The sequence below is a fragment of the Enterococcus mediterraneensis genome, from assembly GCF_900604485.1.
GTDB classification, from domain to species: domain Bacteria; phylum Bacillota; class Bacilli; order Lactobacillales; family Enterococcaceae; genus Enterococcus_C; species Enterococcus_C mediterraneensis.
In genome coordinates, this window is record NZ_UWOP01000001.1 from 911,080 (window position 1) to 927,875 (window position 16,796).

Below are 16,796 nucleotides of genomic sequence, written 5' to 3' on the forward strand. Positions count from 1 at the left end.
TTTAGCTTTTGCCCATTCCTCGTTGGATCGCTTTGACGATCTCTACGATTGGAATGATCGCAAAGGATGAACCAAGGACGATTCCCCATTGATAAAGATCAAGATGAGCGACACGGAAGATATCATTCAATCCTGGAACAACGATGATGACCATCATCAGGACAAATGATAACAGAAGCGCCCAGTTGAAGGCTTTATTACGGAAGGCTCCCACTTTGAACAATGATTGATGAACTGATTTCACGTTGAACGCGTGGAATAACTGCATCAAACCAAGGGTTGCAAAGGACATTGTCAAGGCATCTGAGTGGATCTCAGCATAAGTTGTGTGGACTGGCCATTGAATCGCTGACCAATATACGAACAGAACTGTTGCCGCTTCTAAGATCCCTTGATAGATAATACTGCTCATAACACCGCCAGAGAACAAGTTTGAATTGCGTCCTCGTGGTTTATGCTGCATCAAATTCTTCTCTGCAGGTTCCATACCCAATGCGATAGCAGGGAATGTATCAGTTACCAAGTTGATCCACAGCAAGTGGATTGGAAGCAAGGTATCCCAGCCCCATAATGTCGCTAAGAACAACGTCAATACTTCACCTAAGTTGGCTGCTAACAAGTATTGGACTGCTTTTTGGATATTAGAGAAGACTTTACGTCCTTCTTCTACCGCTACAACGATCGTCGCGAAGTTATCATCAGCTAAGACCATGTCAGAAGCGCCTTTTGATACTTCTGTACCGGTGATACCCATACCGATACCAATATCGGCTTGTTTCAACGCAGGAGCATCGTTGACACCGTCACCGGTCATCGCAACGACTTTTCCTTCTTTTTGCCATGCTTTTACGATTCGTACTTTGTGCTCAGGTGATACCCGTGCATATACAGAATACTTCTCAACATTGCGGGCGAATTCTTCGTCAGACATTTGGTTTAATTCTGTACCAGTCAATACGGCGTCATCATCACCTGGTTTGATGATTCCTAGACGTCCGGCGATTGCTTCTGCTGTATCCCGGTGGTCACCAGTGATCATGATTGGACGGATACCGGCTTCTTTAGCGACACGTACCGCATCAGCAGCTTCCGCACGTTCAGGGTCGATCATCCCTACTAAACCAGCAAAGATCAAATCATTTTCCACGATTTCAGATTCCATGTTTTCAGGAACTGCATCGACGTATTTATAAGCCATACCCAAAACACGTAACGCTTGTTTGGCCATGTCCTTATTGTTGTCTAAGATTTTTTGTTTTTCTTCATCAGTCATAGGTTTGACTTCATCGAAAAGCAATACTTCTTTAGTACGTCCTAATAAAACATCCGGCGCACCTTTAACTGCAACTAAGTAACGTCCTTCTGCTTCTTTGTGGACTGTCGTCATCAATTTACGGTCAGAATCAAAAGGAATTTCCGCTACACGAGGTTGTTCTTTGACTTTAGAAGTCACATCGAATCCTTGTTCATTACCGAATTGGACTAATGCCGTTTCGGTAGGGTCACCGATCAAGCTGCCGTCTTGCGCGATTTTAGTATCATTTGCATAGTTCATGATCTTCATCGCCATATTACTTTCAGGAATATTTTCAGACGCATCATACTGACGATCATTTGCGTACAGTTTTTCAACTGTCATTTGATTTAACGTCAATGTACCGGTTTTATCCGAAGCGATGATATCTGTCGAACCTAGTGTTTCCACAGCTGGTAATTTACGGATGACCGAATTACGTTTTGCCATGACTTGTGTACCTAATGCCAAGATGATCGTTACGATCGCTGGCAGACCTTCTGGAATCGCAGCTACCGCCAATGAGATGGAAGTCAGCAACATATCTACCCAAGAAGTGTCATTGAAGAATGTTCCGACAAAGTACATCACTACAGCGATCACAACAATCGCAACTGTCAGGAATTTACCTAAATGGTTCAAGTTGTTTTTCAATGGTGTTTCTGTTTCGTCAGCTTGTGCCAACATACCGGCGATCTTACCGACTTCAGTATTCATACCGGTATTGACAACGATCCCTTTCCCGCGGCCATATGTGACGTTACTGTTTGAATAGGCCATATTGATCCGGTCGCCGATTGCGATCTCATCGCCTTCAAGAATGGCTAATTCTTTTTCTACTGGGACAGATTCCCCAGTCAAAGCGGCTTCTTCAATCTTCAACGAGTTGACTTCCATCAAACGCATATCAGCTGGAACAACATCCCCGGCTTCTAATAAAACGATATCTCCGGGAACTAGTTCATCACTTTTGACTGTTACTGTGTGTCCATCCCGTAGAACATTCGCATTAGGCGTTGACATTTCTCGTAATGATTCGATAGCTTCTTCTGCTTTTGCTTCTTGTACGACACCCATGATCGCATTGATGATAACTACCGCTAAAATAATGATCGAATCAACGATTTCATGAGAAACAACAGCGGAAATCACAGCCGCTACCAACAGCACCAAGATCATCAAGTCTTTGAACTGCTCGATGAATTTTTGGAACATCGTCTTTTTCTTGCCCTCATCCAATTCATTTGGACCATATTGAGACAGACGTTCTTTTGCCTCCGTGCTGGAAAGTCCTTCTGGGGTAGTCCCCATTTCTTGCAACACTTCGCTGTCAGGCTGCGAATAGAAGGCTTTTCTCATTTGTTCTTTTTTACTCGTTTCTTCTGACAATGTTTCTCCTCCTTTGTTTTTTTGCCGCTCCATACAGATCATTTTTTCAAAAATTAAAAAAAATAGACCTGTGTATGTAACGAACATACATAAGTCTCACTAATTAAGGCAACACCAGAAATTTCTTTCAGGATTGGTGACGTTGCCACAGCGTATGCTGCCAGTTACTCCCTCATGAATCATAAAATAATTACAAAACACATTATATAGGAGAAAATCTTTTTGAGCAATGATTTTGAGCCCGTGTAAACCGTATTCATCTAAGTAAAAAAGGCTGGATATAAGTTTCTCAAAATATATCCGACCTATCTATAGATTTTGTCTGTGATTTGATGTATTCGTTACGAATACATCAAATCTACAGCTCGATCCATCCCTGACAAAATATAGGCATCAAATAGCTCGGATAAGTTTGATCAAACTCAACTTATATCACAGTCTCTTTTTATTTATGCTGTTTTTCGGTAAATCAAATATCCACCAGTTCCCAGAAGTAAGAAACCTGCAATAACAATCCACGAGCGTTGACTTTCACCAGTCTGTGGCAACTTTTTGTTATCGTCGCTTTCTTTTTTAGGGTCATCAGTATTCGGTCCATCTTTCGAAGGATCTTTATCACTATTATCTTTTCCAGATTCATCAGTTGTCAGATCACTGGAATCACTAGAATCTGTCGTATCACTTGGTTCAGTTGTTGACGAATCTGCCGTTTCTGCAGTCAGAACCTCCACCGTAAAGTCTGCCGTATAGCCTTCAGAAGTGACACTGATCCGTAGTTGATCTCCGACTGACGCTTGCAACGAAGTGATATTTAGCTGAAAAGATCCATCCTCACCAACGATATCGCTGACAACTTCTTTTGCAGCACTCTTCGCTTTTGTTTGAATACCAACTACGATTCCGGCTCCAGCAAGGGTTTTTCCTCTCAGTAAGTTATCAGCTTCTGTCACTTTTTCAAAAGTAGTAGCTGCTTTGATTTTTTCGATTGCTTCTGCTTCGATTTGTTCTGCAGATTTGTATACTTTACGGTCTTCAATAGAGGCAGCAATTTTTTTACCCATCGCCTCCAATGTTTCGATGTAACCTACAAATGTTTCTGTATCCGGCTGCATCGCGTCTTTATATACAGCTTCTCGAAATCCGGTAAACCCATCACCGCCACCAAACAGAAAATCATTGATAACTACATTATACTTGCCATCCTCTTCAATCGGTGTGCCGTCCATTTTTGTCATTTCGTGGACAATATAACGGTGAGATAAATCTGTCACATCTGGATTATCTGTTACCGTATATTTCAAACCGGCAACCTGTAAGAAATAACCCCGCTCTCCTTCAACTTGTGTACCCAATGTTTGTTGATTCAAGACTTGACGGATCTGAGAACCGGTCATTTCTACGATCTGCATGATATTACCAAAGGGTTGAACTGTTTGAGCAGCGCCCCAAGTAATAGATTTATCCGATCCAACACTTAGATCTGCTCGAATACCTCCATTATTGGTCATAGCAAAATCAGCATCTATCCCATTTAATTTTGCCATAAAAACTTGCCCATCCGTTATTAAATTGCCTAACGGAGATTCCCCCAAATCGTTTGTACTACGTGAAATATCTTCAGCCGTTGCAGCAGTTCCGATTTTTTTCTCAGTAACTTCTGCGACAAGCTCATCTGCTTCAGCGACGATTTCTTGAATAGCTGGATTCGGATCGATTCCCTCCTTCGGTATGACTGGATTGACAGTTGCAGTCGGCGGTTCAACAAAGTCGCCGCTTTCCAGATCGATTTCTCCTTGCAGATCGATATAACCTCTCCCTTGCGAAGTAGATTGAACGATTCGTGTATTTCCCACTAACCCATTAGTATAGGCATGGTTATGTCCGGCAAAGTAAGCGTCGACACTATTTTCTGGATAAATATCATTGACTTTTTCCATAATCATTGCAGATTCACCACTCACACTGTCCGTTCCCGACTGTTCTGAAGATGTGTGCGCTAATACCACGATTGCTTCCACGTTTTGTCTTTTCAGTTCTTGAGAATAGGCAGCGATAGTTTCCGCAGGATCAAGAAAAGTATAATCGATATGATGTTCCCGCAAAACCAGACTAGGAACTTCTGTCGTAACGATACCAATAAAGCCGACCTTTACCTCTTTTTCACCAATATTCATTGATCTAACCGTATAAGGTTGCCAGTTGTAAGGAATGTTCCCTTCGTTATCAACGACGTTCGCGATAACAAGATCGAAATTGCCTTTCAAGTCATCTGGGGAATGTCTCTCGTTATACTCATAGACAATGTCGTATTAAATTGTTCAGTCAGATGTCTGTCAAGTATATTCCCTTATTTATCAATGGTAAATCGTGTTTTTTCGAGTTTTAATAATTCTGTGGGGTATCTTTGATTGTTCAAAGTTTGCCCCTTTTTTGTCCCTTTAATTATCATAATACCGTTGGATCATACCGATACGTCACGTGACCACCTAAATGAGCCTCGCCTACTACATACTTCCGATCTTCTCTTTTAATCCATGCATCTCGAAAGAGCATCACTAAATCGTGTTCGACTTCTATTTTATCTATCTTTCCGTCTACTAGGTCTTGAATTAATTGTTCGTATTGGTTCATCGTCTTCACTCCTCCACAAAATTATATCACTAAATTTAAACTTTTGTTCGCTTTTGAATACGAACGCTTGTTTGTATAATTTTATTGAGGTGATAATCATGAAATTCAAAGAATTCCAGCTTTTATTAGAAGAAAAATTATCAAGTTACGAATTATTTATAACCAAAGCGACTGAGTATCAAAATGAGAAAAACAAGAACAGACCTCCGAAGAAACGATGGGATGAAGCCAAAGTTGAACGTGCCGTCGAAGGCATGTGGAATCAGTTAGCCGAGAATGTCTATAACAAAGTAAAACCTGACGCTCCCGTTTATGCTGCTAATATCGAAGAAGCTTGGGACAAATATATGGAAGAAAAAGAAATGTATGAATCGCTGAACGATACGATAGATGAACTGGAGTTTGATTAGTATGAATCAAGACGAGTATCAAGACAGAGGAATTTTAAAATGGGACAGCGGCTTTTTCCTGTCGGATCACACCGCAGCATTAAAGAAGGAAAAATCAGATCGTGAAGTCGTGTGGCCGGCGAAAGAGATCATGGATAAGGAAGAGATCGATCGCGTATTATATGAAGCAAAACTGAAAAACAAGTCGGTGGCGATACAAAAAGAAGAAGTTGACGAGGAGGGTCTCTACTCCCCTGATGTTATCGGAAAGATTCAAGGTTTTGATGAGTTGGGGATTTATGTTAACGGTCAAAAAGTGGATTATGATGAGATTCGGAACGTGGAGTTTCATGAGCAGAAGAAATGGTCTGCATTGAATTAAAAAAAATACTGATTGATTTGCGCACCAAGGATTTATTTTCGAGAGCAAATATTAGCCTGCCGATTGGTGGGCTTATTTTTTTATTTTATATTCAAAATAATAAAGTCTTTTTTATTGTTTATATATAGATTTGTGGTATAGTTTTAAAAAATAGCTTATTTTTAAAAACTAAAGGGGTATTTCATTATATGAAATATCAAAAACTGAGAATTTTATCTTATTAAAATAACCCTCCTACTCAACGAGTAAGAGGGTTTTTGATTACAGCTTATTTTTATTTAGTCTGCGTTGTAACTCTTTGACGCAATCTGAAACTGGACTGATAAAGCCGTCAGCCGTTGTTCCCATGCGTTTTTGGAGGGCGATAATAGTTGCCTTACCACATAAGCCATCAGCTTCTACTTTTAGCCATTTTTGCAAGGCTACAACCACATTTGATCCAATCAACGTCTTATCAAACTGAGCCGCATAGATATTTTGATTGTATTTTTGTTTGTATTGGTGACTGATAATGCCATCCTTTCCGGCGGTATTGAAGTATTCTTGCAAACGCCGTGCAGTCGCATTGCCAAATTGTCCGTCCACTTTGAGTTGGATGACAGCAGGTTTAGCAGGAGTTGGTTTAGGCTTTGCTACTGGTTTGGCAGCTGCCGGTTTACTAGCCGTTCCACTAATCTTTTCTCCTGTAATTGCTTCGATCAAATCTTTTGCCACAGCATCTATATTTTTGACTAATTTATCTACATCGTTTTTATTTGTGATAAATCCTAGTTCCACCAAACGATAACTGATCCCACGCTTAGCAAACACATTTAGATTTAGCAGGTCAGATCGTTTGTTAATGCCTTTCGTATTTTTAACACTCCCCCACCAGCCGACATATTTACCGATGACCGCTGCAATTGCTACATCGTATTTATCTGGACTAAAACTGCTGGAAATAATGACGTGTCCACCTGTGGCACTAGAAGACGCAGCATCCAAATGCAACTCAGTCACGCTTGCTGTTTTGGTTGATACGGAGTAGGCACCTTTACCAGTTTGTGTCTGTTGGTACATGTCCAGTGATTTATCATAAAATTTGACCTTGTTTTTCTTGAGTTGTTTCGCATATTTTTCTAAATGCGGACCCAAGATATTACGGGTAAATGTCGCTTCTTGATAGCCGTTTCCGCCCGCACCAGGATCACCTTGTCCGTGGCCGTAAACGATTAAATGTTCTGCCATGATCTATGTCCTCCTATTGGATATTATTTTCTTGATCATCTTTATCTACTGTTTCAGGACCTTTAGCCAACTCGAACACCCCAACTGATGCCAGTCCGGCAATTAACCCAGACCACAGATAGGCAATCACTTCGTTAGGCGCAAAGCTGACACCCCACAGACCACCGATGACGATTCCGCAGAATACACCTAAAACTGGCAACAGCTTGCCTTCTGCAATGGTATATTTTTTCATGATCTGCACGATCCCAGATACGACTGGTGCTAAGACTGTTGCAACTGCTAGTAATTTCAACATTTGATCATTCATTTGTGTTCCTCCTCCTCATTTAAATAAATAGTTCATAATGACATAGCCGATCACAGTGGCCAGTAAACCCATTAACCAATTTCGATTAGCTTTCTGCGCTTCCTTCAGCTCTTTAATGTCCTCTTTGTTAGTAACGGACATTGCATGAGCTTCATTTGCTTTTTTTGACACTTCATCTAATCCTTTGGTGTTGCTCTCGATTGCAGTTAGCCGCTGGAGAACTTCTCGCCATAATTCTTCCTCACCACTCCCATTTGCCATTGCCTCTCCACCTTTATCTTAAAAAATAAAGAAGCCTAGAAAACTAGGCTTCCTCTCCGATGATTTCGTTTCGCTTCGCCTACTTCCTAGCAAGTTAAAAGAGCAGACTAAGCGTCTGCACCTATTAACCAGTTATTGATGATGCTACGCGCTAAGGCGTCAGCGTCTTTCCGACTGACTTCATCGATCACTTGCCCTTCTGAGAGATGTTCCGGCAAGATCTCGACTTTGGCAGTTAAGTTATTGTTCATGTCAAACGTGCTGTATTCGACGATGATGCTTTTTGCTACACCTTCACCGTCTAATTGATAAGTGATTTTGCTCATTGGAATTTTCATATTCTCTTCCTCCTATTTTCCTTCTTCGATCGCTTCAAGCAACGTGTAGATGCCTTCGCCTGTTTTGCCGTCCAGTTGACCTTCGTAGCTGTCTAAAAAATCAACAATGTCTTTAATCCGATTGGAATATTCGCCATAAACGATCGTCACAGTTTCTTTTTGCAGCTCTTTCAGTTCTTCATCCGCCTCTTTCGTATCTTCCGGCATTTTATATTTTTTCCCGTTTTGACCAGGCAAAAAGTTCCCTTCCGCGTCTTTCAGCGCGTATTTTTGTAAGATTTTATCCAAATCATCTTGGTATTCATCCACTTTTTTCTTGATCAAAGTCAAGAGTTTGAATTTCCCACGATTGATTTTGGAATTAACGACCGGTATGTCGTATACCGCGTTGTAGACCATCGATAATTCTGCATTTTTCAAATCAAATTGTTGTTTCATAGTTTCCTCCTAAGATGTCATGTCTATAGCGTAAGTGTAATTTGTTGGTTTTCCTGAATAGGTTGATACATTTGGTGTTCCAGAAAATCCGTAAGCAGCTTTTTTCGTCTGGTTATTGTAAGCCGCCCATTGTTCTACGGTTACGCTTGTGGATGTGATCATTAATAAATCAATATATTCCAACTGTCCGTCTACAGAATGATAAGTTTGACTGACCATAAAGAAGCCTTTTGGCGTCATTTTTCCTTTCGAAACCGTATCACCAAACGAACTATTCGGCGTATGGAAGCTCATCGATGGAAATTTGAACAACGGGGAAATAATTTCTCCACCATTGATCACTGCCGCATTGATGTTCACGGAGTTCAACGTTCCAGCTGTCACCGTCCCGAGATTCGCCACGATTGCCGACAAAGATGTCACGTTGATTTTATCCGCAGTAATTGTTTTTGATCCAATGCGATTCGCATTCAATGTTCCGGTAGTGATGTTGCTTGCGTTCATGTTCGTCACATTGACGATCGACGCATTCAGCGTCCCCGTGTTGATCTTATCCGCCGACAGATTGACGATCGACGCAGAAGGGATGAACGCTTGTCCGCTGAATTGGACAGTAGCAGCATCGAGGTAGAGCTTGCCGGTTTGGATCAGCGTTTGGCCAGCCTGGATATTGATTTGACTGAGTAGTTCGCCTTTTTGGACGCGTAGATTGATATCGGTTGCCAATTGTGTAATTTGGGATTGCGTAGCGGCTGAAACTTGCAACCTGTATCCTTTTGTCAGCTTGTTGGACTCATCGATAAACTTAATAAAATAACAGTTTGATGGAGTGGTGAAAGTTGTAATCCTTTCAGCTCCAGCCGAGTTTGTAACGGCTCCAATGTAAGCTTTGCTCGATGCATATCCTCGGAAACCGATATTCTTAACTTTTTCAGGTCGAGAAAAGGTGTATTGCGTGTTTGGTTGCACAGGCACAAAGTCATCAACTATTGTTCTTGATCCAGCGGTAACTTCCCCGGTCGTCAGATTCACGTCCTTGTTGTTCGAGAAAGTAAACCCAGTTAAGAGATTATTAGCTGAGTTAACGCCTTCGAGGTCAGTAACTGTCGATTGTATCTGATTGGCAAGCTGTGTTTGCTGTGACGTTAGCCCGCTGATTTGATTTGTAACGGTCGCTTGAAATCCGTTGACGGTTTGTTCGAGGCTTGAAAATTTGGCAACTGTTACTAGCTCTTCGGGTGGCAACGCCCAACTAGCTTCTGATTTTCCCGATTTCAACATAGCGGAATTTCCTGTCAATGTGACAGTTGCATTGTCTAGGCTGTAAACCCTCATTCTTATTTGATTTACAGCATCAGGAAATTTAGTGACTTTGAATGTGTACGTAAAATGCTGAACAGAAGTAGTTATCGTTTTGGTCGAAGCACTAACGGACTCAGCACCAATCCTGTTTTGCCCCGTATCATCATTCAAATATATCAAAACATCCGCTTGAACCGATCCTTTCATATTGAAAGAAAAAGTGTAGTAATCGCCAACTTTTAACGGTCGGATTAAATCAAAGTCCCAATTTCTAACGGTAGATTTGTCAGCATTCGAGGTGCCTTTCAAGAAGTTAGATCCATCAGTATTTATCCCATCGACCGTATTCTGCACCTGCGCCACAGTCGTCCCGATTTTTCCAGCCTCAATCTGCAACTGCGCCAAATCCGTAGTCAGTCCATCCGTTTTGCTGACTAAGCCTGTAATCTGTCCTGCCTGAACAGACAATTCGCTTTGCAAACTCTCGACAGTCCCCTTGATGGTGTTGACCGTAGAGGAATCAGCCTTTAATGCAATCGCATTCGCATTTGCGGTGATTGACGTGCCTTGAGAGCTGACAGTGCCAGCTAGCTTGTCAAAATCTGTCTGATCAACTTTAACAGCTAACTGATTATTAACCTCATCAACCACTGTCGAGATACTCGTGATTGTTCCTTGCATGTCGTCAACAGTATTTAACAGCTCAGTTGTATCGTTCAAGGCTTGTTGTGCTTGATTAACAGCATTGACGCTGTTTTGAATAGCTTCTTGCGCTCTTTCAGATGCGGAAGAAGCTTGACTGATTGCATTTAGAGCTTGATCAACAGCATTTTGCGCAGCGTCCTTAGCAAATCCAGCATCAGCCGCGGCTTGATTAGCCTGATTGACCGCATTATTGGCATCTTGTTTAGCGTCCTCAATGCCTTTTTCTGCTTCGATGATTTGGTCTTTGATTTGATCCGGATTGATAAATGGTACCCATTCATAGCCGTTCCAATATTTCATGATCGTTTGTTCGCCAATCTCGTGATACCAAATATCACCAATGCTGGTGGCTTCCGGTTCATCGGGACCGGTGAAAACTTTATTTTTCCCATTAGCCGCGATCAAAGCAGAATTGGCGTTATTGACCGCATTTTCCAAATCAGCTTGCACTTGATCTTTGAAGTCATTCTCGGCACTGGATACCTTGCTAACCAAATTCGCTGATCCACAGGATACATCATGTTTGATGATATTTTCTTCGGTATCAAATTCCGTAACATACGACATAATGCGGATTTTTTGGCGAAAGCCCAAGTCATCATTGATTGCCATGATGTAGTCACCTTCGTGTGGCTGTTCGTAGCTGTAGCCGGCTTTGGTCAGGTCTTCCATGTCGATCTCTGCGGATATACCATAGGATTCTTCAACGTCTTTTTGCAGACGCGTTCTCAAGTTATCCTCGACTTTATAGTGTTCATCAATGACCGGTTCGCCTTCGAGTTTGCCGTAGATTTCAGCAAGCGGGCTGAGGTACTCAACTGTCAAGCGTCCTTTGGAGTGATCTCCCTCATCAAAATAAGCTCCATATCCGCGTTTGTACGTGATAAAGGAGCCTGCATCTTTTTCGATGTTTAGTTGATTGAGATTAAATCCCTTTTTGACGATTGTTGAAAGGTCTGTGCCGACTTCTTGCAAAATGCGGACGACCTTTCCGTTAACAGAAAATTCTAAGCCAGTGCTTGAAATGATGTCTTTGAAAAGCGTCAATCGGTTTTTCATGCCAAAGTTCTGCTTTTCAAACGCATTGACATCAACTTCTAGTCGGTAGTCATAGCCACTGCCAGAGAAGATAAAATCCAGATAGGCAGTCATCGTATTGGAGCCGTTCAGCTCTCGATAAATGATGGACTTGCTAAAATCAAAGAAAAATTCGTGTACCGCGTCGAATTCGACAACGATGCGATCACCCTCATCGATTGGATGAACGAAGGTCAGACAGTACATCTCTCCTTGAAATTGCAACCGCCAACCACGACCGATACCTTCTAAAATCTTTTCGTTGGTGTAGATTGTGCCTTCAAGTGATTTTTCACCATTGACACCTTTTTTTCGTTTGCATTCGACTAACGCGGAATGCTGTTTGCCATTTTCATCAATAAAATTGATCATTGTCCCCCTCCTATCTATACAGCTCGACAAAGTTCAGCAACTCGATCGTGCCTTTGAAATTCGTCGATACCTGTATCGATTTACTTGCGGAAGGTTTCAGGATGAAGTGTTCAAAGTTTGTCTTATCATTGACATTAAAACTATTTAGCGTTGTTTCTATCCCTTTCAGCAGCAAAACATCGCCGCTTGCTAAAGGCGTGACAGCTTGATAAATGAATGTACGATCACCGATCATCAGTGAAATTGCACCGCTTTGTGAAGCATTAGCGGTCAATCGGACCATCCACGGCCATTCAAGCTGACTACATTTAGCAGTGCCAGCATAGCTGATTGATGTAGTGGCAACGATATTTCTAGGAACAGTCTCGCCGAACGGCAATTCTGCTGTCTCTAAATTAATCGACAAACTCATCAGCAGGCCTGCAGACGTTTTACCGAGAAATTTATAATCGATCTCGCCGCTGACAATTACTTTGTAACGATACTTATAGGGTACGTGCGGAATAGCCAACAAATCTAAATCAGTCGCTTGTCCTGGTAATTCAAAACGGTATAAATCATCTGATGTTGGGAGCATTTTAGTAATATAAAAAGGCTCATCGTTTGAGATAAGCCCATTGATTTCGTCTTTCTTTTCTTCTAAAGCCAACGTGTTTGGCACTAGAAACCTGCCTGTGACTGTCATTTTTTTGACTTGATGTGTCGCACCAGTAAAGATATATCCGCTTCGATTAGTAACCTCTTTGCGATTCACTTTTAGAGTTGGTGCGCTGTCCTCAAAATCAGTCACAAGTATTCCGATGGAGGAAAGCGTTGTTTTCACTCCATCTTTATCAATTAAAGCATCCACTTACTTTCCTCCTATCTGAAATATTCATCATTGGTCTTTTCGCGTGCTTCTTTCCGTTTTACATACGTGTAGATCTTGTCGCCAACAATCTCGTTATGAACTTCGATCGTTTCTCCTCTCAGTTCGCTATCTCGGACTTCGTCGTCCATCTCGTAAGTAACGGTACTTAGGTTCCGATTGGTAAACGTGGTATCGGCAGTTAGCAATGCTTGCGCCTCATACTGCTTACCTTGGATGATATCCGCAAAGCCTTGCGCTTGCCTTCCGACATAGCCATACATCGATTGCAATCCAAGTCCGAGACCTTTACCGAACATTTCCCCTATCCACGCTGCTACACGCGACGGCGAATGGATATCTAACGCTCGTTGAATCGTCCTGCTCACATTGCTTGCGATTCTATTCGCTACTGAATATACGTAGCTTGCGGAGCTAGATAGCCCATTACCAAAGCCAATACCGGTATTCCAACCGGATGTTTCGGCTCGTGGTGCAATATAGCTAAAGATGTTTGTCACGTTTTGTTTGATGTTGTTCGCAATGTTATATGCGCTACTTGCTCCACGAGAAAGACCAGAATTGAACTTACTCATCGCATTTGATCCCGCACTACTCAACGAGTTTGAGAAATTCTTGAATTGATTCAAGACGCTGTTCAAGCTTGATTTGATCGTATTTGCGACTTTATTCATTCCGCTACTCATCGTTGAAGACAATTTATTCATCGAGCTGCTCATCGTTTGAGTAACGTTGTTCATCGACTGACTGCTTGCCTTCGAAACATTCGAAAAGCCAGTGTTGACGTTTTTCACGACATTGTTCATCGCTGAAGATGCAGTCCGTTCCATGTTGTTCATCGACAAACCGACATTACGCGCCATCGCCGAGATTTCTTTAGACGACCCCGTATTGGTATTTGACGCATTGCTGGTGACACCCTTGTACATTTTTCCAGCTTGATCCGTAGCAATCGCTGTCGCACTAGACATGTTTTTCGACACGTCCGTTTTCACACTGCCGACTGACTGACCGATATTGCTAGCCATTTTCGAGTAGTCTGTACTTGTTTGTTTATTCGCCGTTTGAGCGGCTGTTACCGCACTGTTTTTCGCAGTATTCGCAGACGTTGACACACTTTGCTGCAACGATGTCATCGAACTCGATACGTTGATGTTTGCTGCATTAAAGTCAGTAGCCATCTGTTTAGTTGTCTGCGCTGTACTAGTCGTGACCTCAGTTCCTTTAGTCTTCGTCTTGCCAGTGATCGTGTCCCAAAGCGTTGAAAATCCGTTTTTGATGCCGTCCCAAGCGCCTTTCAGGACATTCGGGATCGCTTCTAAAATACCGCTTGCCAGCGTTTTGATGATTTCCCAACCAGCGGACAAAATAGAAGGCAACATTTGAATAATCGATGTCACTAACGAAATAATGATTTGAATCCCAGCTGAAATAATATTCGGCAAGTTTTGAACGATTCCGTTTACCAACGCTTGCAGGATTTGAACGGCCGCTTGTAGGATCATTGGCAGGTTTTGAACGATAAAATTACACAACGATTGGATGATTTGAACCGCCCCATCAAGCAGCATTGGAATATTCGACATCAAGCCTTGGATCAGCGTCAAAATTGCACTTAAAGCAACTGGCAATAATTGAGGCAACAGCTGAGAGATACCATTGATCAAATTTAACAGGATTTGAATACCTGTTTGAATGATATTCGGCAGATTTGCTGTGATATTTCCTACGAACGCTTGCAAGATCTGTTGAACAGAGCTGACGATCTGCGGAATGTTCGAAACGATCCCGTTTACTAAGCTCAAAAGTAAATCCATTCCCATAACGATCAGCTGCGGTAATGCGCTTGCAATGGAAGTAAGAATCGATGTAACGATTGTCAATGCTGAACTAATCAGCGACGGCAAGTTGTTCGCAATCCCGCCTACTAACGATCCAATAACATCGACACCAGCTTGCACAATGAGTGGCAGCATCGTAGCAATCGTATTCGCTAATTTTGCTATCAGCTCCGTACCGCTTGCAATTAATTCCGGAATTTTTGACGTGATACCAGAAACAAACTTGCTAATCACTTCCGGTCCTTTAGTTGTGACCATGTTCAGCAACTCATCGATCTGTGTTCCGAATTTTTGATTGACCAAACCTAGACCAGCCACAACTAAACCGAGAATTGCCGCAGGACCCACTGAGGCTAATGCTACTTGCATGATTGCCGCCATTGCGGAAGTCATACCACCCAACGCGCCCATGCCGACACTCGATGCGGTAGAAAGTCCACCACCGATTTTAGGAAATAGACTAATTAGACCGCTGACGTTTCCAGAAACAAGACCGAAAGCTGAGCTGATTGGACCGCTTAATATACCTGAAAAATTCATAAATCCAGTTGATAATGTCCGGATAGCAGGTAGCGCCGCACTTAATGTCAGTGCACTGCCGAATACAGCTAAAATAGGCATCATGCCCGAAATAATACTCTGCATCGTTTTTAGCGAATCGCCTGACAGCTTCGTACCATTAATGAAATGATCCAAAATAGGAATCACACTATCGATCGCATGATTGATTTTATCCATGTTGAAATCACCGATTTTATCAGTGATTTTACTGATCGCATCGATACCGACTTGAGACAACTTATCAAAAGATGGTTGCAACTTGTTTGTTAGTGTTTCTTTCAGCCCATCCATGGCTTGACCCATCGTCTTGTACTCGGTCGCCATCTTCGTGAACGTCTTGTTCGTGCCCACTTTAGTGATCGCGTCGAAAAAGTCTTCCGTCTTGATCTTACCGTCTTGGACTGCTGTTACCATCTCGGATGTAGACATACCCATTTCTTTAGCAACTGCCGCGATACCAGCAGGCGTTTGCTCAAGCATCAACTTAAAGTCTTGCCATTGCACCATCGGCTTTGCAGCCATCTGTGTTGCTTGTTGGCTCAATGTTGTCATAGCTTGCGTCGGATTTTCTGCTGCAGCGGCTAGACCACCAAAACCCATTACTAACTTATCAGTATTTTTTATACCAACAGCGGCTAACTGACTGTATGTGGTAGCCATTTCTGATGCGGAATAGATGGTTTTCGTTGCGAAGTCTTGCAACGTATCACGTACTGCCGCGATTTCTTTCTTCCCTTTGCCGATGTTTTCCATGTTGGCATTAAAAGTCTTCCAAGTCGCCGATCCTTGATTCAAATCGCCAATCAGCTCTCCGACACCGTTCATGACTGCAGAAATACCTTTTTGAGCGACTACATACGCAGCACCCAAGCCAATCGCTTTTTTGATCAGACCTTCAGTTGCCGATACAGCCTTGTTAGATCCGTTTCCGATGTTGTTCAAGGCACTAGCAGCTTTCGAACCAGCGTTATTAAACGCGCTGGTCAGTTTGCTACCGACAGCTGTGCCTAATTCTGTGGATTTAGTAACGACTTTTCCCAAAGCACTTGTTGTCTTTGATGTCGCATCAACAGCGAATCCGCTAACTTTACTAAATCCCGCCCTAAAGGGTTGGGGAATTTTTTCGCCGATACCAGCTACCACGCGTTGAATTGCACCGCCAGCTTTCGAAAAAGGAGCAGTCATCACGCCACCAAGCGAAGATAGCTTGCTAGGGATAGTCGTGTTGAGTTTTCCCATGATGTTGCCGACACGAGAGACTACGCTGTTCGTGCTATTCGTCATCGAGGATTGCACTTTGCTCATCGCACTAGTTGTTGCGTTGACGACATCCGACATCGCTTTTTTGTAATCCGATGTATCCGCGCCGACCAGAGCCTTAACAGCCCCTGTGAAATTTCCAGCCAAACCG

Annotated in this window: 13 protein-coding genes; 2 read left to right on the plus strand and 11 right to left on the minus strand. The window is 42.5% G+C overall.

The genetic code is table 11. From position 1 onward, the window contains the following. Position 1: 1 nt before the first annotated feature. From EFB00_RS04300 to EFB00_RS04310, 3 genes are all read right to left on the minus strand, one after another. Entirely contained in the window at positions 2–2,683 is a 2,682-nt protein-coding gene (locus EFB00_RS04300) for a cation-translocating P-type ATPase (RefSeq protein WP_122647036.1), read from the minus strand. Positions 2,684–3,132: 449 nt separating this feature from the next. Further along, the gene (locus tag EFB00_RS04305; RefSeq protein ID WP_164709481.1) at positions 3,133–4,857 is read right to left on the minus strand and encodes a 5'-nucleotidase C-terminal domain-containing protein; all 1,725 of its coding nucleotides are present in this window, start codon (positions 4,855–4,857) and stop codon (positions 3,133–3,135) included. Positions 4,858–5,128: 271 nt separating this feature from the next. Further along, entirely contained in the window at positions 5,129–5,314 is a 186-nt protein-coding gene (locus EFB00_RS04310; RefSeq protein ID WP_122645689.1) for a hypothetical protein, read from the minus strand. A 98-nt stretch (positions 5,315–5,412) separates the two neighbouring features. Here EFB00_RS04310 and EFB00_RS04315 point away from each other — a divergent pair, with 98 nt between their 5' ends. Both EFB00_RS04315 and EFB00_RS04320 read left to right on the plus strand, forming a co-directional pair. Beyond that, positions 5,413–5,724, plus strand: a complete 312-nt coding sequence (locus EFB00_RS04315) for a hypothetical protein (protein WP_122645690.1) — start codon at positions 5,413–5,415, stop codon at positions 5,722–5,724. A 1-nt stretch (position 5,725) separates the two neighbouring features. Then, positions 5,726–6,085, plus strand: coding sequence for a hypothetical protein (locus EFB00_RS04320; RefSeq protein WP_122645691.1), 360 nt, complete (start codon positions 5,726–5,728; stop codon positions 6,083–6,085). 261 nt (positions 6,086–6,346) lie between these two features. Here the strand turns inward: EFB00_RS04320 and EFB00_RS13595 are convergent, their stop codons facing one another. The 8 genes from EFB00_RS13595 to EFB00_RS04365 all read right to left on the minus strand — a co-directional run bounded on the left by EFB00_RS13595 (position 6,347) and on the right by EFB00_RS04365 (position 16,792). Continuing rightward, positions 6,347–7,312, minus strand: a complete 966-nt coding sequence (locus EFB00_RS13595) for an N-acetylmuramoyl-L-alanine amidase (protein WP_241153397.1) — start codon at positions 7,310–7,312, stop codon at positions 6,347–6,349. Between the two features lie 13 nt (positions 7,313–7,325). Further along, the gene (locus EFB00_RS04335) at positions 7,326–7,622 is read right to left on the minus strand and encodes a holin (RefSeq protein WP_122645692.1); all 297 of its coding nucleotides are present in this window, start codon (positions 7,620–7,622) and stop codon (positions 7,326–7,328) included. 15 nt (positions 7,623–7,637) lie between these two features. Then, positions 7,638–7,883 carry a holin gene (locus EFB00_RS04340; RefSeq protein ID WP_122645693.1) on the minus strand — a complete coding sequence of 82 codons (246 nt, stop codon included), beginning with the start codon at positions 7,881–7,883 and terminating at the stop codon, positions 7,638–7,640. A gap of 107 nt (positions 7,884–7,990) precedes the next feature. After that, entirely contained in the window at positions 7,991–8,221 is a 231-nt protein-coding gene (locus EFB00_RS04345; protein ID WP_122645694.1) for a hypothetical protein, read from the minus strand. A 12-nt stretch (positions 8,222–8,233) separates the two neighbouring features. Next, positions 8,234–8,659, minus strand: a complete 426-nt coding sequence (locus EFB00_RS04350; protein ID WP_122645695.1) for a DUF1617 family protein — start codon at positions 8,657–8,659, stop codon at positions 8,234–8,236. Positions 8,660–8,668: 9 nt separating this feature from the next. Next, positions 8,669–12,115, minus strand: coding sequence for a phage tail protein (locus EFB00_RS04355; RefSeq protein ID WP_122645696.1), 3,447 nt, complete (start codon positions 12,113–12,115; stop codon positions 8,669–8,671). 10 nt (positions 12,116–12,125) lie between these two features. Further along, positions 12,126–12,965, minus strand: a complete 840-nt coding sequence (locus EFB00_RS04360; protein WP_122645697.1) for a phage tail domain-containing protein — start codon at positions 12,963–12,965, stop codon at positions 12,126–12,128. 11 nt (positions 12,966–12,976) lie between these two features. Beyond that, the gene (locus EFB00_RS04365; protein ID WP_241153398.1) at positions 12,977–16,792 is read right to left on the minus strand and encodes a phage tail protein; all 3,816 of its coding nucleotides are present in this window, start codon (positions 16,790–16,792) and stop codon (positions 12,977–12,979) included. Positions 16,793–16,796 lie beyond the last annotated feature (4 nt).

What these genes read in the sequence shown, in the direction of transcription:
- EFB00_RS04305 (WP_164709481.1), bottom strand. Translation starts at nt 4,857, where the DNA reads ATGAATATTGGTGAAAAAGAGGTAAAGGTCGGCTTTATTGGTATCGTT.
- EFB00_RS04310 (WP_122645689.1), bottom strand. Translation starts at nt 5,314, where the DNA reads ATGAACCAATACGAACAATTAATTCAAGACCTAGTAGACGGAAAGATA.
- EFB00_RS04315 (WP_122645690.1), top strand. Translation starts at nt 5,413, where the DNA reads ATGAAATTCAAAGAATTCCAGCTTTTATTAGAAGAAAAATTATCAAGT.
- EFB00_RS04320 (WP_122645691.1), top strand. Translation starts at nt 5,726, where the DNA reads ATGAATCAAGACGAGTATCAAGACAGAGGAATTTTAAAATGGGACAGC.
- EFB00_RS13595 (WP_241153397.1), bottom strand. Translation starts at nt 7,312, where the DNA reads ATGGCAGAACATTTAATCGTTTACGGCCACGGACAAGGTGATCCTGGT.
- EFB00_RS04335 (WP_122645692.1), bottom strand. Translation starts at nt 7,622, where the DNA reads ATGAATGATCAAATGTTGAAATTACTAGCAGTTGCAACAGTCTTAGCA.
- EFB00_RS04340 (WP_122645693.1), bottom strand. Translation starts at nt 7,883, where the DNA reads ATGGCAAATGGGAGTGGTGAGGAAGAATTATGGCGAGAAGTTCTCCAG.
- EFB00_RS04345 (WP_122645694.1), bottom strand. Translation starts at nt 8,221, where the DNA reads ATGAAAATTCCAATGAGCAAAATCACTTATCAATTAGACGGTGAAGGT.
- EFB00_RS04350 (WP_122645695.1), bottom strand. Translation starts at nt 8,659, where the DNA reads ATGAAACAACAATTTGATTTGAAAAATGCAGAATTATCGATGGTCTAC.
- EFB00_RS04355 (WP_122645696.1), bottom strand. Translation starts at nt 12,115, where the DNA reads ATGATCAATTTTATTGATGAAAATGGCAAACAGCATTCCGCGTTAGTC.